Source organism: Streptomyces kurssanovii, assembly GCF_040677245.1.
Taxonomy (GTDB): Bacteria; Actinomycetota; Actinomycetes; order Streptomycetales; family Streptomycetaceae; genus Streptomyces; species Streptomyces kurssanovii.
Genome location: NZ_JBFAQK010000004.1, coordinates 38,806 through 59,078, shown reverse-complemented (window position 1 = coordinate 59,078; position 20,273 = coordinate 38,806). Strand labels below are relative to the sequence as shown.

At 72.1% G+C, this 20,273-nt stretch carries 23 protein-coding genes; 12 read left to right on the top strand and 11 right to left on the bottom strand.

The genetic code is table 11. The features are described 5' to 3' along the window. The 4 genes from AB0K36_RS05270 to AB0K36_RS05255 all read left to right on the top strand — a co-directional run bounded on the left by AB0K36_RS05270 (position 1) and on the right by AB0K36_RS05255 (position 2,070). Entirely contained in the window at positions 1 to 486 is a 486-nt protein-coding gene (locus AB0K36_RS05270) for a nuclear transport factor 2 family protein (RefSeq protein ID WP_364588556.1), read from the top strand. Between the two features lie 45 nt (positions 487 to 531). Beyond that, on the top strand, positions 532 to 891 hold the full coding sequence (locus tag AB0K36_RS05265) for a hypothetical protein (RefSeq protein WP_364588553.1): 360 nt from the start codon (positions 532 to 534) through the stop codon (positions 889 to 891). 225 nt (positions 892 to 1,116) lie between these two features. After that, positions 1,117 to 1,536 carry a DUF4259 domain-containing protein gene (locus AB0K36_RS05260; RefSeq protein ID WP_364588550.1) on the top strand — a complete coding sequence of 140 codons (420 nt, stop codon included), beginning with the start codon at positions 1,117 to 1,119 and terminating at the stop codon, positions 1,534 to 1,536. A 120-nt stretch (positions 1,537 to 1,656) separates the two neighbouring features. Next, the gene (locus AB0K36_RS05255; RefSeq protein WP_364588547.1) at positions 1,657 to 2,070 is read left to right on the top strand and encodes a YybH family protein; all 414 of its coding nucleotides are present in this window, start codon (positions 1,657 to 1,659) and stop codon (positions 2,068 to 2,070) included. Positions 2,071 to 2,264: 194 nt separating this feature from the next. On the opposite strand, the gene AB0K36_RS05250 is transcribed toward AB0K36_RS05255, so the two are convergent. After that, on the bottom strand, positions 2,265 to 3,017 hold the full coding sequence (locus AB0K36_RS05250) for an ABC transporter permease (RefSeq protein WP_435877789.1): 753 nt from the start codon (positions 3,015 to 3,017) through the stop codon (positions 2,265 to 2,267). Then, a complete protein-coding gene (locus AB0K36_RS05245; RefSeq protein ID WP_364588541.1) occupies positions 3,014 to 3,949 on the bottom strand; it encodes an ATP-binding cassette domain-containing protein in 936 nt (311 codons plus the stop codon). The genes AB0K36_RS05250 and AB0K36_RS05245 overlap by 4 nt, the downstream gene beginning before the upstream one ends. Before the next feature lie 108 nt (positions 3,950 to 4,057). On the opposite strand from AB0K36_RS05245, the gene AB0K36_RS05240 reads away from it, so the two are divergent. After that, positions 4,058 to 5,248, top strand: coding sequence for a sensor histidine kinase (locus tag AB0K36_RS05240; protein ID WP_364588538.1), 1,191 nt, complete (start codon positions 4,058 to 4,060; stop codon positions 5,246 to 5,248). Positions 5,249 to 5,252: 4 nt separating this feature from the next. Continuing rightward, positions 5,253 to 5,903: a response regulator transcription factor gene (locus AB0K36_RS05235; RefSeq protein ID WP_364588535.1), complete on the top strand. Its 651-nt coding sequence runs from the start codon at positions 5,253 to 5,255 to the stop codon at positions 5,901 to 5,903. A gap of 209 nt (positions 5,904 to 6,112) precedes the next feature. Here the strand turns inward: AB0K36_RS05235 and AB0K36_RS05230 are convergent, their stop codons facing one another. The 3 genes from AB0K36_RS05230 to AB0K36_RS05220 form a co-directional block, all read right to left on the bottom strand. Further along, on the bottom strand, positions 6,113 to 7,795 hold the full coding sequence (locus tag AB0K36_RS05230; protein ID WP_364588532.1) for a thiamine pyrophosphate-binding protein: 1,683 nt from the start codon (positions 7,793 to 7,795) through the stop codon (positions 6,113 to 6,115). Beyond that, entirely contained in the window at positions 7,792 to 8,763 is a 972-nt protein-coding gene (gene speB, locus AB0K36_RS05225) for an agmatinase (protein WP_356623035.1), read from the bottom strand. The genes AB0K36_RS05230 and speB overlap by 4 nt, the downstream gene beginning before the upstream one ends. Before the next feature lie 63 nt (positions 8,764 to 8,826). After that, a complete protein-coding gene (locus AB0K36_RS05220) occupies positions 8,827 to 10,305 on the bottom strand; it encodes a sodium:solute symporter family protein (protein WP_364588529.1) in 1,479 nt (492 codons plus the stop codon). 181 nt (positions 10,306 to 10,486) lie between these two features. Between AB0K36_RS05220 and AB0K36_RS05215 the strand changes: the two genes are divergently transcribed. Together AB0K36_RS05215 and AB0K36_RS05210 are read left to right on the top strand one after the other, a co-directional pair. Further along, the gene (locus AB0K36_RS05215; protein ID WP_364588526.1) at positions 10,487 to 11,902 is read left to right on the top strand and encodes a PucR family transcriptional regulator ligand-binding domain-containing protein; all 1,416 of its coding nucleotides are present in this window, start codon (positions 10,487 to 10,489) and stop codon (positions 11,900 to 11,902) included. A 103-nt stretch (positions 11,903 to 12,005) separates the two neighbouring features. Beyond that, positions 12,006 to 12,488 carry a hypothetical protein gene (locus AB0K36_RS05210; protein WP_364588523.1) on the top strand — a complete coding sequence of 161 codons (483 nt, stop codon included), beginning with the start codon at positions 12,006 to 12,008 and terminating at the stop codon, positions 12,486 to 12,488. A gap of 70 nt (positions 12,489 to 12,558) precedes the next feature. Here AB0K36_RS05210 and AB0K36_RS05205 read toward each other — a convergent pair whose 3' ends face one another. Further along, entirely contained in the window at positions 12,559 to 13,305 is a 747-nt protein-coding gene (locus AB0K36_RS05205) for a MerR family transcriptional regulator (RefSeq protein WP_364588520.1), read from the bottom strand. A 195-nt stretch (positions 13,306 to 13,500) separates the two neighbouring features. On the opposite strand from AB0K36_RS05205, the gene AB0K36_RS05200 reads away from it, so the two are divergent. From AB0K36_RS05200 to tesB, 3 genes are all read left to right on the top strand, one after another. Continuing rightward, positions 13,501 to 13,932 (top strand): hypothetical protein, encoded by a 432-nt coding sequence (locus AB0K36_RS05200; RefSeq protein WP_364588518.1) that lies wholly within the window; start codon positions 13,501 to 13,503, stop codon positions 13,930 to 13,932. Between the two features lie 175 nt (positions 13,933 to 14,107). Continuing rightward, entirely contained in the window at positions 14,108 to 15,265 is a 1,158-nt protein-coding gene (locus AB0K36_RS05195; protein ID WP_364588515.1) for an acyl-CoA dehydrogenase family protein, read from the top strand. Between the two features lie 10 nt (positions 15,266 to 15,275). Further along, the gene (gene tesB, locus AB0K36_RS05190; protein ID WP_189467664.1) at positions 15,276 to 16,148 is read left to right on the top strand and encodes an acyl-CoA thioesterase II; all 873 of its coding nucleotides are present in this window, start codon (positions 15,276 to 15,278) and stop codon (positions 16,146 to 16,148) included. Positions 16,149 to 16,177: 29 nt separating this feature from the next. Here the strand turns inward: tesB and AB0K36_RS05185 are convergent, their stop codons facing one another. From AB0K36_RS05185 to AB0K36_RS05170, 4 genes are all read right to left on the bottom strand, one after another. Beyond that, positions 16,178 to 16,519, bottom strand: coding sequence for a helix-turn-helix domain-containing protein (locus AB0K36_RS05185; RefSeq protein ID WP_364588512.1), 342 nt, complete (start codon positions 16,517 to 16,519; stop codon positions 16,178 to 16,180). Further along, positions 16,516 to 16,902, bottom strand: coding sequence for a type II toxin-antitoxin system RelE/ParE family toxin (locus tag AB0K36_RS05180; RefSeq protein WP_364588509.1), 387 nt, complete (start codon positions 16,900 to 16,902; stop codon positions 16,516 to 16,518). The genes AB0K36_RS05185 and AB0K36_RS05180 overlap by 4 nt, the downstream gene beginning before the upstream one ends. A gap of 87 nt (positions 16,903 to 16,989) precedes the next feature. Continuing rightward, positions 16,990 to 18,087 carry a sensor histidine kinase gene (locus AB0K36_RS05175; protein WP_364588506.1) on the bottom strand — a complete coding sequence of 366 codons (1,098 nt, stop codon included), beginning with the start codon at positions 18,085 to 18,087 and terminating at the stop codon, positions 16,990 to 16,992. Then, positions 18,084 to 18,764 (bottom strand): response regulator, encoded by a 681-nt coding sequence (locus tag AB0K36_RS05170; RefSeq protein ID WP_364588504.1) that lies wholly within the window; start codon positions 18,762 to 18,764, stop codon positions 18,084 to 18,086. Before AB0K36_RS05170 ends, AB0K36_RS05175 begins: the two co-directional genes overlap by 4 nt. A gap of 154 nt (positions 18,765 to 18,918) precedes the next feature. Here AB0K36_RS05170 and AB0K36_RS05165 point away from each other — a divergent pair, with 154 nt between their 5' ends. Beyond that, positions 18,919 to 19,212, top strand: coding sequence for a hypothetical protein (locus AB0K36_RS05165; protein WP_364588501.1), 294 nt, complete (start codon positions 18,919 to 18,921; stop codon positions 19,210 to 19,212). 105 nt (positions 19,213 to 19,317) lie between these two features. Here AB0K36_RS05165 and AB0K36_RS05160 read toward each other — a convergent pair whose 3' ends face one another. Beyond that, positions 19,318 to 20,106 carry a phosphatase gene (locus AB0K36_RS05160; protein ID WP_189467656.1) on the bottom strand — a complete coding sequence of 263 codons (789 nt, stop codon included), beginning with the start codon at positions 20,104 to 20,106 and terminating at the stop codon, positions 19,318 to 19,320. Between the last annotated feature and the right edge of the window lie 167 nt (positions 20,107 to 20,273).

Below are 20,273 nucleotides of genomic sequence, written 5' to 3'. Positions count from 1 at the left end.
ATGGACACCGACATCGACATGCACACCGACATCGAACTGATGCGGCGCGAGCTGCGCGCCCTCGCCGACCGGGCGGAGATCACGGATCTGCTGGACCGGTATCTGCGGTCCCTGGACGAGGGGCCGCTCGACGAGGAGTGGGCCCGCGCCTTCCACACGGAGGACGTCACCGCCGAGATGCCCGTCGGTACTGTCCGCGGGCGGGACGCCCTGCTGGCGACCGTCCGGCGGGCGATGAACCTCTTCGAGAGGACCGTGCACCTGGGGAGCAACACGGTCATCGAGATCGACGGCGACCGCGCCACGGCCCGCGGCGCCCAGCTCAGCACGCATGTCCTCGCGGACGGCTCCGAGGAGGTCTTCGTCTCCGCCGGTCACACCGAGTCCGAGCTCGCCAGAACCCCGGCCGGCTGGCGCATCTCGGCGACCGCCCTGCTCGTGGCGTGGACACGGGGCACGCCGCCCGATGTGGGGTCCCAGGGCTGAGGACACCTCCGGGCCGGTGTCGGTGGCGGGCGCTACGGTCCGGGCATGACGATCAGGCCCTCGGCCGCTTGGCGGGCAGCAGCAGCGCGGTACGCCGCCACCGGCACGCCGTACACCCCGCAGTTGCTCGCCGCGACGGACGTCGCCCTCGGCGTCTACGAGACGGAAGTGGCGGGTCTCGGGAGCGCCCCCGGCGACGAGGAGGTGCTCGCGGCGGTACGAAGGGTCGTCCTCGCGCTGAACGCCGTCGACGGCGAGCACGGCGCGTACTGCACGGTCGAGCGTGAGGACCTGTGCGAGTACATCGACGCCGTCCTTGCCGAGCACGGCGTGGACGTCGCCGCCCTGGCCGGCCGCAACGGCATGGACGGTGACGACATCGCGGGCGAGTGGCGCGACTGGTGAGCCGACGCGGTGCCTGTCACGCGTTCCGGTGCCCGGCGCGTAGGCGATACGCGCAGGCGATACGCGAAGACCGTGAGCCAGGACCGATTGTCAGTGGCCCCTGCCACGATGCCGGTACGTCACGAAGAGCGGACGGGCCGAGACGTCATCCACCGGCGTACGCCTGTCGGACGGCGGACAGGACCACCGGCCGGAGAGCCGGCCGACGGCACAACGGGGGACACCATGGGCACCTGGGACATCGGGCACTTCGACAACGACACCGCGGCGGACTTCTCCGGCACGCTGGACGACGCGGCCGAGAGCGAGCGTCCTGGCATCCTGCGCGAGGCGCTGCTGCGCGTCGTCGGCACCGACGATTACCTGGACAGCGACGAGGCGGCCGAAGCGGTGGCCGCCGCGGCGCTGGTCGCCGCGCAGTGTCCCGGCGGGGAGGCGGTGACGACGCCCTACGGCCCGGACGAGCCCGTCCCCGCTCTCCCCGCCGACCTGCGGATGCTCGCGGTCGAGGCACTCGACCGGACACTCAGGAAGCCGTCGGAACTGATGGAGCTCTGGGACGAGACCGATGCCGGCCCCACATGGCGGGCGAGCGTGGCCGGGCTGCGGGAGGTGCTGGCGGGGGTCGGCTCTTCCCGGAGCTGACGGGCGGACCGTACTCCGGACTCGTCAGGGTGCTCCCGCCTCGCTGACCGATGAATCGGGCCTTGTTCCGGAGTCTGTCCTGGTGCAGGTCCGTACACCAGGCACAAGGAGTGAACCGGCATGGCCGATGACGAAGCAGAGATCCGGAGCCTGATCGAGCGGTGGGCCGAAGCCGTTCACCGGGGTGACCTGCCGGAAGTGCTGGCAGATCACGCCGCCGACATCGTGATGTTCGACGTGCCGCCGCCGCATGACGGTGTCCGGGGTATCGATGCCTATCGCGAGACATGGCCGCCTTTCTTCGAGTGGCAGGCGCAGGGTGCCTCGTTCGAGATCGTGTCGCTGGACGTCACCGCCGGCGGGGACGCCGCCTTCGCGTACGCGCTGCTGCGCTGCGGAACGCCCAAGGAGCTGGCGGAGCACCCCGAGAGCCGCCTGCGGCTGACGGTCGGGCTGCGTAAGGAGAAGGGGCGCTGGGTCGTGGCGCACGAGCACCATTCGTTCGCGGACACGACCACCGCCGGTGGCACGTGAGGGGCGTTCCACCGCTGCGGCTTGAAGTGGAGAGTGGTCACGTAGGCACCCACCCACCGGCACGAAGTGAGGGACGGCTCGTCAGTGCCCGGACGGACGTCAGTCCCGGGGCGGACCGGCCAAACCCTGACGGGCCGGGCGGGCCGGGCGGGCCGGCCGCCGGGTGGGGCGGGATGCGGTCGGCGCGACCGGCCTCAGGCGTCCCGTCGCGTGAGCCGCCGGCCGCCCACCCACAGCGCCGCCGCCACCCAGAGCACCAGGACACCCGTCCCCGTCCAGGGGTTCAGCGGCCCGTCCGGATTCTGGAGCAGGATCTGCTGGCCCGCGCGGTCCGGGAGGAAGTCGACCCAGCCGCCGCCCTCGGAGACGTCCCCGAGGACGAACGACAGCATCAGCAGGAACGGGATGAGGATTCCCATGACCGCGGGGGCGCTGCGCAGCACCGCCGCCAGCCCGGCGGCGAACAGGGTGATGAGCGCGAGGTAGACGCCGCATCCCACCACGGACCGCAGCGCACCTGGTTCACCGATTCCCACACCCCGGTCGCCGAGCGCCGCCTGCCCGAGGACGAAGCACGTCGCGCTCGTCAGGAGGCCGACGGCGAGAGCCAGCAGTCCGACGACCGTCAGCTTGGCCGTGTAGAACAGGCCCCTGCGCGGGACGGCGGTGAGCGAGACGAGGACGGCTCCGTTTCGGTATTCGCCGGCCACGGCGAGCGAGCCGAAGCAGATGGCCGCTATCTGCCCGAAGTTGAGGCCGAAGAACGAGGCGCGCACCGGGTCGAATCCCGCTTCGGACGTGTCTTCCGCCTTGAGGGTCGCGCACATCAGGACCGAGAACGCGGTGGTCGACACGAGCACGGCGGCGAGCGCGAGGCACTGGGAGCGCACGGAGCGGATCTTCAGCCACTCGGAGTGCAGGACGGGGGCGAAGGACGACATGCTCAGGCCTCCTGGACGGCAGCGGTGGGACGGGGGGTCGTGTATTCGGCCTCGCCGGCCGTGAGCGCGAGGTAGGCGTGCTCCAGCGAGGGCTCCTCACCGGCCAGTTCGAGGATCGGGATGCCGGCCTCGGCGGTGAGCGGCCCTATGTCCTCGACCCGCGCGCCCTCGACGGTCCAGCGGCCGTCGTCATCCGCCACGGGATGGAATCCCTTCTCCGCGAGGACGGCACTCAGCCGGACGTCGTCAGTGGTGCGCAGGCGGACGCGAGGGGTGGTCCACTCCTCGATGAACTCCCTCATGCCGGTGTCGGCGAGCAGCCGGCCCTTGCCCAGGACCACCAGGTGGTCGGCGAACGAGGCCGTCTCGCTCATCAGATGGCTGGAGACGAGGACGGCCCTTCCCTCGGCGGCCAGCTGCCGGACGAGCCCTCGGATCCAGATGATCCCTTCGGGGTCCAGGCCGTTCGACGGCTCGTCGAGCAGCACGACCTCGGGGTCGCCGAGCAGCGCCGCCGCAATTCCGAGCCGCTGACGCATCCCGAGCGAGTACGTCTTGATCCGCCGGTCCGCCGCGCTCACGATCCCTGCTTGTTCCAGCACGTCGTCCACGCGCCGCGCCGGTATCCGCGCTGCCGCGGCGAGGACGCGCAGATGGTCCCGGCCGGTGCGGGAACCCACGGCCGCCTGCGCGTCGAGCAGAGCGCCGACGTGGCGCAACGGCTCGTCGATCTCCGCGTACGGGCGGCCGCCGATGGTGGCCGTGCCCGAAGTGGGCCGGTCCAGGCCGAGGACGAGGCGCATGGTCGTCGACTTCCCTGCCCCGTTGGGGCCGAGGAAGCCGGTGACCTTGCCGGGGCGGACAGTGAACGTGAGCCCGTCCACGGCGCGCCTGCCGCCGTACTCCTTCGTGAGCTCTGTGACGTCGATGCTGGTCATGGCATCAGCCTCGCCGCCGGACCGGGCCGGCTGCCTCCCCCGCCGGAGGAGACCGTCTCCCCCGTGAGGGGGAGCCGTCACGGCCGGTGCCGCTGGCACGATGACGGAATGTTCCGCTTTCTGCGTCCGCTGACCCGTCGGATCACCCGCCGTGTCACCTACACCCGCTGGCTGCACCTGTTCATCGGCACCATCGTCCTGGGCGTGTGGCTGTTCATCGACACGACGCATCTGTACATGCCGGTGATCCTGCTCGGTCTGCTCGGGTTCGTCCCGGCGATGCGGCTCGTCGAAGGGTTGCAGGCCCGGCTCCTGCTGTCGCCGTACGGGTACAAGGACGACACGTCCGGTATCGCCGTTTCGTCCTCGGTCACCTGGGCGGACCGGTGGCGTACGGCCCTGTGGCTGGAGATACGCCTCGGCCTGGGCCTGTTCACCGGGATGCTGACGGTGCACCTGCTCGGCGCATCGGTGGACCTGGCCCGCCTCGCGTGGGGCGAGCAGCCCGATTCGGACTCGATCGTCCCGCTGCCCGCCGGCGACGGCCACTGGTGGTACGGGCTGCTCGCGCCACTGCCGCTCGCGGTTCTTCTCGCCGCTGTCGTGGGCGTCGGGGAGCTGATCACCGCCATCGCCCGGCGCCTGCTGGGCACGTCCGCGGCCGAGCGGCTCACCGCCCTGGAGGAGCGCACCGAGCAGCTGCTGGAGCGGAACCGCATCGCCCGGGAGTTGCACGACTCGATCGGGCACGCGCTGACCGTGGCGGTGGTGCAGGCGGGAGCGGCGCGGGCCGCGGGGGACAGCGAGTTCACCGAGCGGGCGCTGGCCGCGATCGAGGAGACGGGCCGCGCGGCGCTGGACGACCTGGAGCGCGTGCTGGACGTGCTCCGCGAATCGGGGCAGCCGGTCGGCAGCCGCCCCACGCTCGCCGACGCCGACCGGCTGCTTGAGTCGGCGCGGGCGTCCGGTGCGGAGGTGCAGGCAGAGGTGACGGGTCCGCTGACGCTCGTACCGGGTCCGGTGTCCCGGGAGGGGTACCGCATCGTGCAGGAAGCGCTGACGAACGTGCTGCGGCACGCCGGCCCGGTGCCCACCCGGGTGCGGATCGCCGTCGCCGACGGCCGGCTCGACCTGGAGGTCGTCAACTCCCTGACCGGCCCGGTCACTCCTACCGCCCGCGGCAGTGGGCTGCGCGGTATACGGGAGCGTGCCGCGCTGCTCGGCGGGAAGGCCACGACCGGTCCGCACGAGGACAGTTGGAGGGTCAAGGTGGGGCTGCCGCTCGACGGCCTACGCTGAACGGGTGCCGATCACCGTGCTGCTTGTCGACGACGAACCTCTTGTACGGGCGGGGCTGCGTGCCGTGCTGGAGGCCCAGCCGGACATCGAGGTGGTCGGCGAGGCCGCCGACGGGGCCGCGGTGATCCCGCTGGTGCGGCAGCTGCGGCCGGACGTGGTGGCGATGGACGTGCGGATGCCGCTGATGGACGGCATCGAGGCGACCCGTGCCGTGCTGCGCACGGTCGACGACCCACCGAAGATCCTGGTGGTCACGACCTTCGAGAACGACGAGTACGTGTACGAGGCGCTGCGGGCGGGCGCCGACGGCTTTCTGCTCAAGCGGGCACGCCCGGCGGAGATCGTGCACGCGGTGCGGCTGGTCGCCGAGGGAGAGTCGCTGCTGTTCCCCGCGGCCGTACGCTCACTGGCCGCGGAGTACGGCAACTCGGCGGCGCGCACGGCGATGGAGCGGGCCGCGCTGACCGAGCGGGAGGCCGCCGTCCTGCGGCTGATGGCCCGCGGGCTGTCCAACTCGGAGATCGCGGCGCAGCTGTTCGTGGGCACGGAGACCGTCAAGACCCATGTCAGCGCGGTGCTGGCCAAACTGGGCGCGAGGGACAGGACGCAGGCGGTCATCGCCGCCTACGAGTCGGGCTTCGTCGCACCGGCCTGACCCGGTCCCGCCGCCCGGGGAGAGCCGGCGGTGGACCAGGACGGTTACCGGCAGGGCATCGCACGGGACCAGGTGCGGGCTGGGCACGGTGGCCCGGGCGCACGGACTGTCGCACGGAACCTGCCTCCGGGTGCCCTCAGCCGTGGCCGCGGCCCCGCCGCCCGGGAAGGGGCAGGCGTCGGGGCCGGACCGTCACCGGAAGGGGGCCGTCACAGATGCGTCGGGGCGAACATGCGCAGCAGCGCCGGGAGGACGACCACCGACGGGCCCGACCTGGCGAAGGCCTTCGCCAGGTCCTCCGACAGGGACTCCGGGCTCGTGCGGACGGCGGGGACGCCGAAGGACTCCGCCAGCGCCACGAAGTCCGGGCGGGCCAGCTCGGTCGCGGTGGCCTCGCCGAAAGTGTCCGTCATGTATTCGCGCAGGATGCCGTAACCGCCGTCGTCGACAATCAGCCAGGTGACCGGCAGGCCGTACTGGCGTGCGGTGGCCAGTTCGGCGATGGAGTACATCGCGCCGCCGTCGCCGGAGACGGCGAGGACGGGCCGGGACGGGTCGGCGGCGGCCGCGCCGAGGGCGGCGGGGAAGCCGTAGCCGAGGCCGCCGGCGCCCTGGGCGGAGTGCATGGTGTTGGGCTTGCGGGCGTCGAAGGCCGACCAGGCCCAGTAGGCCAGGATCGTCATGTCCCAGAAGCTGGGCGAGTCGTCGGGCAGCGCGTCACGGACGGAGGCGAGGATCCGCTGCTCCAGGGTGAGTTCCTGGGAGTCGATCCGGGCCCGGACCGCCGTGAGTACGTCCCGCACGGACGTGGCGGCCGAGGGGTCCTCGCGGTCCGACACCGTCTCCAGCAGGGCGGACAGCGCGAGGCGCGCGTCCGCGTGGATGCCGAGCGCCGGGTGGTTGGACTCCAGTTTGCCGAGGTCGGCCTCGATCTGGATCACCCGGCCGCGCGGGGCGAACGTGTGGTAGTTCGAGGACAGTTCGCCGAGGCCGGAGCCGACGACGAGCAGCACGTCCGCCGACTCCAGGAAGTCGGTGGTGTGGCGGTCCTCCAGCCAGGACTGGAGGGAGAGCGGGTGCTCCCAGGGGAAGGCGCCCTTGCCGCCGAAGGTGGTGACGACCGGCGCGTCGAGCTTCTCGGCGAGCGCGAGCAGCTTGCCCGAGGCGTCGGAGCGTACGACTCCGCCGCCTGCGATGATCGCCGGCCGGGCGGCGTTCGACAGCAGGTCGGCGGCGACGGCGGTCAGTTCGGGCCGTGGCACGACGTCGTCGGGTGTGGCGTCCATGGCGGTGACGACCGGGAGGGTGGTCCCGGCGAGGAGGACGTCCTGCGGGATCTCGACCCAGACGGGTCCGTGCGGGGCGGTCAGCGCCGACTCCCATGCGGCCGCGATCGCGGACGGGATCTGGGAGGCCGTGCGCACCACGTGCACGGACTTGACGATGTCGCGGAACGACGCCTGCTGGTCGCGCAGTTCGTGCAGATAGCCGTGGCGGCCGCCGCCGAGCCCGGCGGAGGGCACCTGGCTGCCGATCGCCAGCACGGGCGCCGACGCCGCGGCCGCCTCCTGGAGCGCGGCCAGGGACATCAGCGCGCCGGGCCCGGTCGACAGCAGCAGCGGTGCCGCTTCGCCGGTGACCCGGCCGTACGCGTCGGCGGCGAAGCCCGCGTTGTTCTCCACGCGCAGGCCGACGTACCGCAGGGACGAGCGGCGCAGCGCGTCGAACATGCCGAGCGCGTGCTGGCCGGGCAGGCCGAACACGGTCGTCGCGCCGAGTCCGGAGAGGGTCTCGACGACGAGGTCGCCGCCGTTACGGCCGGCCGGCGGGTTCAGGGCCGCCTCGGTCTGGGCCGCGGTGGGGCGCAGCACCAGGTCGTGGTCGTGGGTCACTGCGTCTTCCTCGCGTCGGCGATCTGCCGGGACATGATCGTGGTCAGCTCGTACGCGGTGTGCGACGCGGCGACGGAGGTGATCTCGGCGTGGTCGTAGGCCGGGGCCACCTCGACGACGTCGGCGGAGACGAGGTTGCAGGACGCGAGGCCGCGCAGGATCTCGAGGAGCTCGCGGGAGGTCATGCCGCCTGCCTCGGGGGTGCCGGTGCCGGGGGCGTGCGCCGGGTCGAGGCAGTCGATGTCGATGGAGATGTACAGCGGGCGGTCCCCGATGCGCTGTCGCAGCTGGTCGGCGACCTCGTCGGCGCCCCGGCGGTAGACGTCGGCGGAGGTGACGATGCCGAAGCCCATCTTCTCGTCGTCGGTGAGGTCCTGCTTGCCGTACAGCGGGCCGCGGGTGCCGACGTGGGACAGGGCGGAGGTGTCGAGGATGCCCTCCTCGACGGCACGGCGGAACGGGGTGCCGTGGGTGTACTCGGCGCCGAAGTAGGTGTCCCAGGTGTCGAGGTGCGCGTCGAAGTGCAGCAGGGCGACCGGCCCGTGCTTCTTGGCGACGGAGCGCAGCAGCGGCAGCGCGATGGTGTGGTCGCCGCCGAGCGTCATCATCCGGGCGCCGGTTCCGAGCAGGTCGTCGGCGGCGGCCTCGATGGTGTCGACGGCCTCGTTGATGTTGAACGGGTTGGCCGCGATGTCGCCGGCGTCCGCGACCTGGGCGAGCGCGAAGGGCGAGGCGTCCTGGGCCGGGTTGTACGGGCGCAGGAGCCTCGACGCCTCACGGATGGCGTTGCCGCCGAAGCGCGCACCGGGACGGTAGGAGACCCCGGAGTCGAAGGGGACGCCGACCACGGCGACGTCGGCACGGCCGACCTCGTCGAGCCGGGGCAGCCGGGCGAACGTGGCGGGTCCGGCGTACCGCGGGATGCGGGAGGAGTCGACGGGGCCGCGCGGCTGCTCGTTGCTGCTCATGTGACATGCCTTCCTTCTGCGCCTCGTTGCGCATTCAGCCGTTTCAAGGGCGTTTGTACGACTTTAACTGTGGACCGGGGCGGCCTCGGCGGCCGGGGCCTCCGGTTCGGCCTCGTCGCCACCGCGGCCGGCCAGCCGCTCGCGCCAGTTGGCGAGCACGGCCGGGTCGGTGGGCCGGGTGGCCAGACTGACGGCCACGTACGCGGCGAGGGAGGCGAGCAGGCCGTAGTAGACGGGCTGGTTGGCCAGGATGCCGTACGCCGCCATGAGGCCGATGACCGAGAGCCCGCCGACGGTCACCGCGGCGAGCGCGCCCTGCACGGTGCCGCGCTTCCACAGCAGGCCGCCGAGGATGGGCACGAGCAGGCCGCCGACGAGCAGGTTGTAGGCGACGGTGAGGGCCTGGACGACGTCGTTGAGGGCGATGGCGATGAGGATGACGCCGAGGCCCATGATCAGGATGAAGGCGCGGTTGCCCTTGACCTCGTCGTGCTCGCCCTCCGCCCTGGCGGTGAGACCGCGCAGCCGGGACCAGATGTCGTTGTTGGCGACGGTGGCGCAGGCGATGAGCGCGCCGGAGGAGGTGGACATGACCGCGGCGAGAGCGGCGGCCAGCACCAGGCCTCGCACGCCCATCGGCAGCTCGTCCTTGACGATGGTGGCGAAAGCGTCGTCGGCGCTGGGCAGCTTCGGGTAGATCACCTTGGCGGCCGTGCCGATGACGGCGCCGGCGAGCGCGTAGGCGAGGCAGTACGTACCGGCGACGGTGCCGCCCCACTTGGCGACCTTGTCGGTGCGTGCCGTGAAGATCCGCTGCCAGATGTCCTGGCCGATGAGCATGCCGAACGTGTAGATCAGGACGTACGTGAAGATCGTCTCGCCGCCGATGCCGAGCGGCTCGAAGTACGCGGTCGGCAGCGCCGCCTTCATCTCGGCGAAGCCACCCGCCTTGACGACGGCGATGGGCAGGAGCAGAAGCAGCACGCCGATGGTCTTCACGACGAACTGCACCATGTCGGTGATCGTGATGGACCACATGCCGCCGAGGGTCGAGTAGGCGACGACGATCGTGCCGCCGAGGACGATCGCGGCGGTCCGCGGCAGGTCGAAGAGGACGTCGAAGATCGTGGCGTAGGCGATGGTCGAGGTGACGGCCAGCATCAGGGTGTACGCCCACATGACGACGCCCGAGATGACCCCGGCCCTGCCGCCGTAGCGCAGGTCGAGCATCTCGGAGACGGTGTAGACCTTGAGCCGGGCGATCCGCGCGGAGAAGAAGACGGACAGGGCGAGCAGACCGAGGCCGATGGTGAAGACCATCCAGGCGCCCGAGAGGCCGTACTTGTAACCGAGTCCGACGCCGCCGATGGTGGACGCGCCGCCGAGCACGATCGCGGCCATGGTTCCCGAGTACATCCAGGGGCCGAGGCGACGGCCGGCGACCAGGAAGTCGCTCTTCGACTTGGCGCGGCGCATGCCCCACCAGCCCATCGCCAGCATGCTGGCCAGGTACAGGACGATGACTGCGTAGTCGACGGCCATGGGGCCCTCCTCTGTTCACCTCAGTGGCGTGTCGTGCGGGGAAAGTGCCAGGGCCGATCGCGGGGACATCCGCCCGTACCCGCTGCCGCTGGATGGCATGACAGTAGGTGGCCGGAAAGCGACGCTGAAGTGTACGTTTCATCCACTGTTTCTCTGCTGGATGTACGAAGGGTCCACCGCGATGTCCGCCCAGGAGCCCGTATCCACACCACCGGCGCCGGCCGTCCCGCTCGCCGCCCTGCTCGCCCGCCGGGATCTCGGGCTGCGACTGCTCGCGGGCCCCGAGGACGCCACCCTCCACTGGGTGCACACGTCCGAGATGGCGGACCCCTATCCGTACCTCCTCGGCGGCGAACTGCTGATGACGGCGGGTGTGCAGCTCAGTGACCCGTCGCGGTACGTGGAACGCGTGGTCGAGGCGGGCGCGGCGGCACTCGGCTTCGGCGTGGCGCCGGTGTACGACACCGTCCCCGCGGAGCTCGTCGAGGCGTGCACCCGCCACGGCCTGCCGCTGGTCGAGGTGCCGCCCCGGACGCCGTTCACGGCGGTCGCCCGGGCGCTGTGGCGGCTCATGGCCCAGGCCCGCCTCCAGGAGTTGCGGCGGGTGACCGAGGCCCAGCAGTCGCTGGCGACGGCGGCTGCCCGGCCGGCACCTGTCCCGGCGGTGCTCGGCGCGCTGGCCTCGCGGCTCGGCGGACGCGCGGTGCTCTTCGCTCCGGACGGTACGGAGTCGGCGGCGGCGGGCCGCCCGATCCCCGACGCGGCGAGCCGTGCGCTCGCGGAACTGGCGGGAGTGGTGGGACCGCGCCCGGGCGGACCGGCGACGGCCAGCGGGGACGGCGGGGGGCTGCGGCTCGCCGCGTACGCGCTCGGCGGCGCCGACGGCCTCACGCTCGGCGTCGCGTCCGAGCACCACGAGCCGGGGAACCACACCATCGCCGGGGTGGCCGTCGTCCTGCTCTCGCTGCTCACGGCCCCGCGACGCGGCGCGGATTCCGCGGTGCGTGACGCGGCCCTGGTCCGCCTGCTCCTGGGCGAGGCCCCGGCCGAGGCGGCGCGCTCCCTGGACCCGGGCCCCTGGACGGTGGTCCACGCCCAGGGCGGCGACGGAACCCCGTTCGCGGCTGCGGCGCTGGCGGCGGCGCTGGGCACCTCGCTGGTCGAGACGTCCGACGGCAGCACGGTGCGGCTGCTGCTGCCCGCAGGCACGGCGGTCGCGGCCCAGCCGGGATGGTCGCTCGGAGTCAGTGCCCCCGCGGAGGCGCGGGACCTGACCCTCGCCGACACGCACGCGGCACGCGCCGTCCGCCTGGCGCTCACGACGGGCAAGCCCCTGGTGCGCCACCGCGAGTACGGCCCGCTCACCCCCGACGACGCCCGTGCGCGGCTGGCCCCGCTCGCCGGCTCCCCCGCGCTCGTCGAGACGCTGCGGACCTGGCTCTCCCTGCACGGCAGCTGGGACCGGACCGCCGCCGCCATGGGCATCCACCGCAACACCGTCCGCCAGCGCATCGGCCGCTGCGCGAACCTGCTGGACGCCGACCTGGACGACGTGGACGTCCGGATGGAGCTGTGGTTCGCGCTACGGCAGGGGTAGGTGGTCCGAGTCCACGGTTCCGTGACAAGCCCACGACCGACGCGGCCGAAAGCTGTCACCACACACCAATCCCCTTGCCCGTCAAGTGTGTTGGAATTCCCGCATGGTCACTCCTGCTGACGGAACCAGGGTCGCGGACCCGGACGGGCCGGCGCGCCGCCTGCGCGCCGAGATCGAGCGGTTACGGGACGAGGCGGAACGCCAGAAGGGGCTCGCCCACCGCCGGGCCGAGTTCTGGACCAAGGCCCATATCGCCCTCGGCTTCCCGGCCGCCCTCCTCGCCGGCACCGCCGGAGCCGCCGGCCTCGCCACGGCGGACGCCCGCATCCCCGCGGCGCTGCTCGCCCTCGCCTCCGCGGGCTTCGCGGCCGGGGCGGGCTTCCTCCGCAGCGACGCCCGCTGCCGCGCCAACAAGCGCGCCCGTCATGCCTGGGCGGCCCTGGAAGGCCGCGCCACGGTGAAACTGGCACGCGAGCACCTGTCCCCGGAGGATCTCGCCGAACTCCTCGACCATCGCCAGGCGGCGCTGTCGGCCTACGACGCGGACGACCCCCAGCCGGGCCCGCCACCGGCACTGCCGGGCTGATCCCACCTCCGTCCGCGGCTCGGGATCGCCTGCCAGGTGCTGCCACTGCCGGCCGTCGGGCACCGACGCGTCAGTCGGTCAGATGCCGCTCCGCGTAAACCTTGAGAGCGTCGCGGACGAACACGGCGGCTCCTTCGGCATGTTGGTCGTACAGCGCGGTGAAGCGGGGATCGGCGACATAGAGCTCGCCCAGGCCGATGACGTACGAGCGAGTGACGGGCACGGGTCCGGACAGCCACGCGCAATGGCGCCGGGCGATGTCCTGGACCTCGTCGTGGTCCGCGGCCTTTCCGGATGCGAAGGCGGCGACGAAGTCCCTCGAGATCGCCGCCTGGCGCTCCTTGAAGTCCCGCTTCTCCTCGTCGGTGAGGGACCGCCACCAGCGGTCGCCGTTCACATATGCTTCCCGGCCCCAGCGCTCGGTGACCTCCTGCTCGTACCGGGTGTGGTCGAAGCCGTCCAGCACTTCCTCGGGCATGAGTTGCTCTCCTCTCGTCGTCTTGTCGAGAGTGGTCCGCACGGCGGCGATCTGCCGGCCGATGCGCTCGCGCTCCTGCTCCAGCAGCTCGAGGTGCGTTTGCAGGGCGGCGGCGGTCTCCTGCTGCCCCGCGAGCACCTCGGCGATCGCCGGCAGCGAGAGCCCGAGCTGGCGCAGCAGCAGGATCCGCTGCAGGCGCACGAGCTCGTCCTGGCCGTAGTAGCGGTAGCCGTTGCTTCCGACCCGGCTCGGCGCAAGCAGCCCGAGGTCGCCGTAGTGCCGCAGCGTCCGGCTCGTCGTACCGGCCCGCCGCGCGATGTCCTGGATCGACCACTCCATGCGTGAAAGGTAGAACTTGACGTTACGTAAAGGTCAACACGATTCCGGCGCGGGGCCCGGCCCGCGTTTGTCATGGATCCGAAGCGCTCCGGGTGGGCGGGAGCGGCTGGCCCCGAGACGTTGACCGGTCGGGGGAACCGCCGTAGCGTTCGTCGCACAAACGGACAAATCACTCATCGGTCGGAGCGTGGGCCCATGCACATAACCCGCCGCAGGACCGGCACACTCGCCGGCACCGCCCTTCTGGCAGCCTGCCTGCTCCCGGCACTTTCCGCCTGCGGGTCCGGGACCTCCGCACCTCGGCCGCCGGCCGACCTTCCCCACGTCTCCTTGCAGCTCGGGACCGCTCCGCTGGGGAAGGCCCTCGCGACCCAGGCCACGGCCCAGAACGCGGCGGCGGAAGCCGCGGCAGACAAGGCGTGCACCACAGACCCCGCCGACCGCCAGAACTGCCGTAACCCCGAAAAGACGATCGATCCGGACGGCGGGGACCTCGACGGCGACGGCGTGTTCGAGCAGAACGAGCCGGTCGGTCCGGGATACAAGGACCCTCGCGCCTACGACGGCGGCAAGACGTCCGGCGAGACGCAGTGCGAGTGGTTGCGCTCGCAGGGAATCGCCTGCTGAGGACACCCGCAGCGCAACATCGGCGACGCCCCCGTCCATGTGACGGGGGCGTCGTCACGCCGGTACGTGCTCAGCATCACTATGGACACTTTCAACAACCCCCCGGTAACTTAGGCTGAGCAAGCGCTTAGCCATGCAGCGTGCCCACAGAGTCACAGTCACCGAGGAGGCGTCCGTGCGCCGGACCGTATTCAACGAGGACCACGAGGCGTTCCGGGACACCATCCGCGCCTTCATCGAGGCCGAGGTCGTCCCCGTCTACGACGAGTGGTTCGCTGCCGGCCAGGCGCCGCGCGACTTCTACTACAAGCTCGGTGAGCTGGGCATCTTCGGCATCAACGTGCCCGAGGAGTTCGGCGGCGCGGGCCTGGACACGCACAAGTTCGAGGCCGTCCTCTACGAGGAGACCTCCCGCGCGGGCGTCCAGTTCGGCGGCTCCGGTGTACACGTGCTGCTCGCCCTCCCCTACATCAAGCTGCTCGCCACCGACGAGCAGAAGAAGCGCTACCTGACGAAGTTCGTCACCGGCGAGGAGATGTGGGCGCTGGCGATGACCGAGCCGGGCACCGGCTCCGACGTCGCGGGCATGAAGACCACCGCCAAGCTCTCCGAGGACGGCACGCACTACGTCCTCAACGGCGCCAAGACCTTCATCACCGGCGGCGTGCACGCCGACCGTGTGATCGTCTGCGCCCGCACGTCCGCCCCGCGCGAGGACGACCGCCGCTTCGGCATCTCCCTGTTCGCCGTGGACACCAAGTCCGAGGGCTACTCCGTCGGCCGCAAGCTGGACAAGCTGGGCCTGCGCACCTCCGACACCGCCGAGCTGGCCTTCGTCGACGTCAAGGTCCCCGTCGAGGACCTGCTCGGCGAGGAGAACAAGGGCTTCTACTACCTCGGCCAGAACCTGCCGTCCGAGCGCTGGGGCATCGCGTTCGGCGCGTACGCCCAGGCCAAGGCCGCCGTCCGGTTCGCCCAGCAGTACGTGACCGACCGTACGGTCTTCGGCAAGACGGTCTCCTCGTTCCAGAACACCAAGTTCGAGCTGGCCGCCTGCCAGGCCGAGGTGGACGCGGCGGAGGCAGTCGCCGACCGCGCGCTGGAAGCGCTGGACGCCGGCGAGCTGACCGCCGCAGAGGCCGCTTCCGCGAAGCTGTTCTGCACCGAGGTGGCCCACCGCGTCATCGACCGCTGCCTCCAGCTGCACGGCGGCTACGGCTACATGAACGAGTACCCGATCGCCCGCCTGTACGCCGACAACCGCGTCAACCGCATCTACGGCGGCACCAGCGAGGTCATGAAGTCCATCATCGCCAAGTCGATGGGCCTGTAGGTTCCCTGACGTGAACCAAGCGCTCGACGAACTGCTCGATCTGCTCGACCTGGAGCAGATCGAGCAGAACATCTTCCGGGGAAGTTCCCGCTCGGCGGTGGTCCCACGCGTCTTCGGCGGTCAGGTCGCCGCACAGGCGCTGGTCGCCGCGGGCCGGACCGCCCCGGCGGACCGCACGGCGCACTCGCTCCACTCGTACTTCCTGCGCATGGGCGACCCCGGCGCCCCGATCGTCTACACGGTCGACCGCATCCGCGACGGACGGTCGTTCACGACCCGACGGGTGGTCGCGGTCCAGCACGGCCAGCCGATCTTCCACCTCTCCGCGTCGTTCCAGACGCCGGAGGAGGGCCTGGAGCACCAGGCGGAGATGCCCGACGCGCCGGACCCGGAATCGCTGCCGACCGCCGCCGAGATGCTGCCCCGCTACGCGGACCGCTTCGTCGATCCCGGCGTGGTGGACCGGCTCCTCGAGGCACGGGCGGCGGTCGACCTCCGTTACGTGGACGAGCCGCCGTACGCCACGGCGGGCCGGTCGCGTGAGCCGCGCTCGCAGGTCTGGTTCCGTGCGAACGGGAAGCTCGCCGACGACTCCCTGCTGCACGTCTGCCTCGCGACGTACGTCTCGGACATGACGCTGCTCGACTCTGTCCTGCTCGCCCACGGACGGGGCGGCTGGGCGGTCGGGGACGTCGTCGGAGCGTCGCTGGACCACGCGATGTGGTTCCATCGGCCCTTCCGCGCGGACGAATGGCTCCTGTACGACCAGCAGTCACCGTCCGCCTCCGGCGGCCGGGGCCTGGGCCAGGCCCGTATCTACACCCAGGACGGGCAGCTGGCGATCTCGGTCATCCAGGAGGGCGTGGTCCGCGTCCCGCGCTGACCGCGCACGGCGCACTCCCCGGCCGGCGGTCAGGCGGCCGGGGAGTGCGCCGCGAACACCACCTTCGACGTGTCACCGTCGAGCTCCAGACTGAGCGTCGCGTCGAGCGCGCGGGCGAGTCGGGCGAGCAGCGGCAGGGTGGGCATGGTGCCGCCGAGCTCCAGCTTGGAGACCTGCGGCTGGGTCATCTCGGCGCGCTTGGCGAGCTCGGTCTGGGAGATCCCGAGCTCGGTCCGCCGGTCGTAGACGGCCTGACCGAGATCCCAGGACAGCCGGATCTCCTCCCGTCGCCGGGCGGTCTCCGGGCTCTCGCTGATGCCCTTGGCGATCGCCTTGTCGCGGGCCAGCTTCCATCGTGCGTGACTGGTCAACGGATCTCCCTTTCCTTGATGGTGCGCGTGAACTCCTCGTGCGCCGGGCCGTGCTCCGCTTCGCAGATCACCTTGGCCCTTTTCGCCCGCGCCACTTCGGCCTCCTCACGCTGCTTCGTCTTGCGGAAGACCGTGAGCAGTACGGCCCTTTGCCTCGACGCGAGCCAGTAGGAGAGCCTCACAGCCTCACGGTCGTGCCCCAGGTCGAAGCGCAACTCCCTCACCCCGTCGCCGAGATAACGCGAGTGTGGCTCGCCAAGTGTTGCCGCGTCGTCAGAAAGACGCCCGGCCGCGTGTTCAGCTCGTTCGAAGTCGGCGTCGGAAAGATTCATCAGCCACAGCCGGACTTCCGGCTCGATCTCGATGTCGAAAGGATCTCCCATACAGCCGAACATATAGATACCGCACTGTATAACAGCCCGATCCCCCAGGAAATGCGCCGCACGAGTGAAGCGGCGATCCCCGGTTGACTACGTCTCTCCACGCACCGGAAGCTCCGCCCCCGGGTCGGGCGCCGTCGGCACCGGCAGCGTCGCGGCCAGGGCGAAGCCGCCGGCCGGGGTCGGGCCGGCCGTGAGGGTGCCGCCGAGGGCCGCCGTGCGGGTGCGCAGGCCGGAGAGGCCGTGGCCGCCGGGGTCGGGGGGCGGGCAGGGGCCCGGCGGGGGGTCGTTGTGGACGGCGACGAGCAGGGAGTGCCCGCTACGGCGCACGCTCACGCGGGCGGCGGCGCCCGGGGCGTGGCGGCGGATGTTGGTCAGGCCCTCCTGGACGATGCGGTAGGCGGCGTGCTCGACCGCCGGAGGACATGCGCCGGGTTCCAGGTGCACCGCCTCGACGAGGTCGCGCGCGGCCTCCAGCAGCTCCGGGAGCTGCGCGAGGCCCGGGCCGTCGTGGCGGATGGCCCGGCGCAGATCGGCCGCGGCGCGGCGGCTGAGCTCACCCAGGGCGGCGGCCTCCTCCCGGTACGGCGCTGAATCGGCGGCCGCGGCGAGCCCGCTGCAGCGCAGGCTGATCAGACTCAGGTGGTGGGCCGCCGTGTCGTGGACGTCCCGGGCCAGCCGTTCGCGTTCCCGCAGCGCGGCCTGTTCGGCGGCGTACCGGCGCTCACGTTCGCGGGAGAGCGCCAGTTCGGCGAGGCGGGCGGCGAGTTCGGCGCGGGCGCGGCCGAGCAGGCCGAGGGCGGCGGGGGCGACGGCGAGCAGCCCGGCGAGCAGGACGCCGAGGGTGGTCTCCGGCAGCGACCAGGCATATCCGTCCAGGTCCCGCCAGGGCACGAACGCCACGACGGCCACGGCGGCCGAGGCGGCGACCACTTCCCCGCGACGGCGCGGTGAGGCGGCGAGGGCGTGCAGCGCGCACATGGCGGGCAGCCACAGCACGCCGGTGGCGAGCGTCGGCAGCGTGAGGGCGAAGACGGTGCGGGGGAAACGCCCGCGAAGGACGAGCAGGCCCGCCGCGGCGAGCGCGCCGACGGCCATCCAGTCCTCCAGCCAGACCCGGGTGGCCAGTGCCTCCGCGACCGCGGCGGCGACGACGAGGGCTTGACCGGCCCAGTACCGGGCGCTCATCCCGGTCCCTGTCCGCCCGTGGCGCGGTGGACGATCGCGGCGAGGCCGACCCGGCTGGTGACGGCGAGCTTCCGCTTCAGCGCGCCGATGTGCGTCTTGACCGTGGTCACCCCCATACCGAGGTGGGTGGCGATGTCGGTGTTGGACAGTCCTGCCGCGATCAGGGTGAGGACCTCGTGCTCACGCGTGGTGAGGCCCGCGAGGTCGTCGGTCGCCCGGGGCGGCGTGCGAGCGGGGACACCGGCCGTGTACCGGGCCAGTACGGCGGCGCTGCCCGGCGGTGTGCAGATCACCCCGCCTGCGGCGAGGAGGCGCACCGCGTCGACGAACAGGCGCGGTTCCGTGGTCTTCAGCAGGAACCCGGACGCGCCGTCCCGCAGGGCACGTTCGACGTGGTCGGCGCGGTCGAGGGCGGTGAGCATGGCCACCACGGGCGGAGCGGGCAGTGCCCGGACGGCGCGCAGCACGTCGAGGCCGGAGGCTCCGGGCATGTCGATGTCCAGCAGGACCACGTCGGGGGCGAGCCGCCGGGCCGTTTCGAGGGCGTCGGGGCCGTCGCAGGTGGCGGCGACGGTGACGGCGTCGGCCGAGTCGAGGAGGCGTTGCAGCGCGGTGCGTACCAGTTCCTCGTCGTCGACGACGAGCACACGCACCGGCGGCCTCAAGTCGTAGTGCAAAGGTCGTCCTGTGGTCTGAGCGATGGCGTGCCTGCTGCTGCGAGCCTGGATGCAGATCCTAGGACGCCACAAGCGCCCGTCCGGATCCCCGGGGGCTGGACCAACCCCCGGGACCACGCCGCCCGGGCCGCCGGGCCGGTGCACGAAGGGATCAGTGAGCGCGGTGCCGCAGGCCGAGGAGGAACCGTCGTACGCCGATGAGCCGGCGCACGACGCGGCCGGCACCGCGGCCTGGGCGGAGGCGTCGCCCGGCGCCCGGGCGGTGTGGACCGCCGGCGGGGCGGTACTGATCGTCGGCTCGGTGGTGCTGTTCCTGATCCTGCGCGAGCGGCTGATCGACCTCGGGACGGGATGGCGGTACGTCCTGGCGCTGGGCCTGCGGGGCTCGCTCTCGCTGCTGCTGCTCGGTGGGACGTACTGCGTGGTGCGGGGTCTCTGGCGCCGCTGATCCCGGCGGGGGTCGCGGCACGGGTCACGGTGGGGCCGCGGTGGGGGCCGCGGCGAGGTCCGTGAACGTGATGCCGGCGGGGGCCGCAGGGGGCCGCCGCCGGTGTCACAGCTCGTGGGTGAGGCCCGCCGCGTCGAGCAGATATGCCGTCATCGGGTCGTAGAAACGCGGGTCGGTGACGTGGTCGTCGAGGGGAACGGTCACCTGGAGCGTGCCCTCCGCCTCGCCGATGAACAGCGCCGGGTCGTTGCAGTCCGCGTATCCGATGGAGTCCAGCCCTCGCTGGCCCGCGCAGCCCGCCCAGCCGTGGTCGGCCACCACGAGGTCCGGAAGCGGCCTGCCTTCGTGCGCCATGGCGTCCAGGATCGCGGCCATCGGGGCCGGCGAGTGGGTGTGCCAGAGGGTCGCGCCGCGCTCGAGCATGGCGACGTCGGCGAACTGGAAGACCATGCCCTCGTCGGCGATCAGACCGCCCGGGATCCGCACGATCTCGCAGCCGGCCGCCCGCAGCGCGGCGGCCGTGGCGCGGTGCACGTCCAGCAGCCCGCCGGGGTGGCCGGTGGCGAACAGCACCCGCTCCTTCGCGTCGGCCGCCTTGCGCAGCCGCGCGGCCATGCGTTCGAGCGCGTCGACGGTCAGCTCGGGGTCGATGGTGTCCTGTCCCTGCCGGTGTCCGGGGTCGTCGCTGACCCCGCACCGCTCCGCCATGACGGCGAGCACGTCCTGCTCGTCGCTCCAGCGGTCCCCGAGTTCGAGGCCGAGCCAGTAGTGCCGGTCACCGTTGGCGAGCTTCCGGTAGTGGGAGAGGTTGTTGTCGCGCGGAGTGGCGACGTCTCCGGCGATACGTGAGCGGACGAGGTGGTCGACGAGAGCGGCACGGCTGGGTATCGGCATGGACCCATTGTGCCGTGGGGTGAGCGGAGCGTGTCGACCGTATTGCCCGCTGGGACGTGCCCCGCAGCCCGGGCGTGCCGTGCGCCGGTGCGCCCGCGCGCCCGTCGGCCCGTCCGTGCGTGCGGGGGCGTCCCGCACCCCGCGGGGCTGTCGCGCGCGGGCGCGCC

Bases quoted from the DNA above. Each gene is read 5' to 3' on its own strand.
- AB0K36_RS05270 (WP_364588556.1), top strand. From the start codon at position 1: ATGGACACCGACATCGACATGCACACCGACATCGAACTGATGCGGCGC.
- AB0K36_RS05265 (WP_364588553.1), top strand. From the start codon at position 532: ATGACGATCAGGCCCTCGGCCGCTTGGCGGGCAGCAGCAGCGCGGTAC.
- AB0K36_RS05260 (WP_364588550.1), top strand. From the start codon at position 1,117: ATGGGCACCTGGGACATCGGGCACTTCGACAACGACACCGCGGCGGAC.
- AB0K36_RS05255 (WP_364588547.1), top strand. From the start codon at position 1,657: ATGGCCGATGACGAAGCAGAGATCCGGAGCCTGATCGAGCGGTGGGCC.
- AB0K36_RS05245 (WP_364588541.1), bottom strand. From the start codon at position 3,949: ATGACCAGCATCGACGTCACAGAGCTCACGAAGGAGTACGGCGGCAGG.
- AB0K36_RS05240 (WP_364588538.1), top strand. From the start codon at position 4,058: ATGTTCCGCTTTCTGCGTCCGCTGACCCGTCGGATCACCCGCCGTGTC.
- speB (WP_356623035.1), bottom strand. From the start codon at position 8,763: ATGAGCAGCAACGAGCAGCCGCGCGGCCCCGTCGACTCCTCCCGCATC.
- AB0K36_RS05220 (WP_364588529.1), bottom strand. From the start codon at position 10,305: ATGGCCGTCGACTACGCAGTCATCGTCCTGTACCTGGCCAGCATGCTG.
- AB0K36_RS05215 (WP_364588526.1), top strand. From the start codon at position 10,487: ATGTCCGCCCAGGAGCCCGTATCCACACCACCGGCGCCGGCCGTCCCG.
- AB0K36_RS05210 (WP_364588523.1), top strand. From the start codon at position 12,006: ATGGTCACTCCTGCTGACGGAACCAGGGTCGCGGACCCGGACGGGCCG.
- AB0K36_RS05205 (WP_364588520.1), bottom strand. From the start codon at position 13,305: ATGGAGTGGTCGATCCAGGACATCGCGCGGCGGGCCGGTACGACGAGC.
- AB0K36_RS05200 (WP_364588518.1), top strand. From the start codon at position 13,501: ATGCACATAACCCGCCGCAGGACCGGCACACTCGCCGGCACCGCCCTT.
- AB0K36_RS05180 (WP_364588509.1), bottom strand. From the start codon at position 16,902: ATGGGAGATCCTTTCGACATCGAGATCGAGCCGGAAGTCCGGCTGTGG.
- AB0K36_RS05175 (WP_364588506.1), bottom strand. From the start codon at position 18,087: ATGAGCGCCCGGTACTGGGCCGGTCAAGCCCTCGTCGTCGCCGCCGCG.
- AB0K36_RS05160 (WP_189467656.1), bottom strand. From the start codon at position 20,106: ATGCCGATACCCAGCCGTGCCGCTCTCGTCGACCACCTCGTCCGCTCA.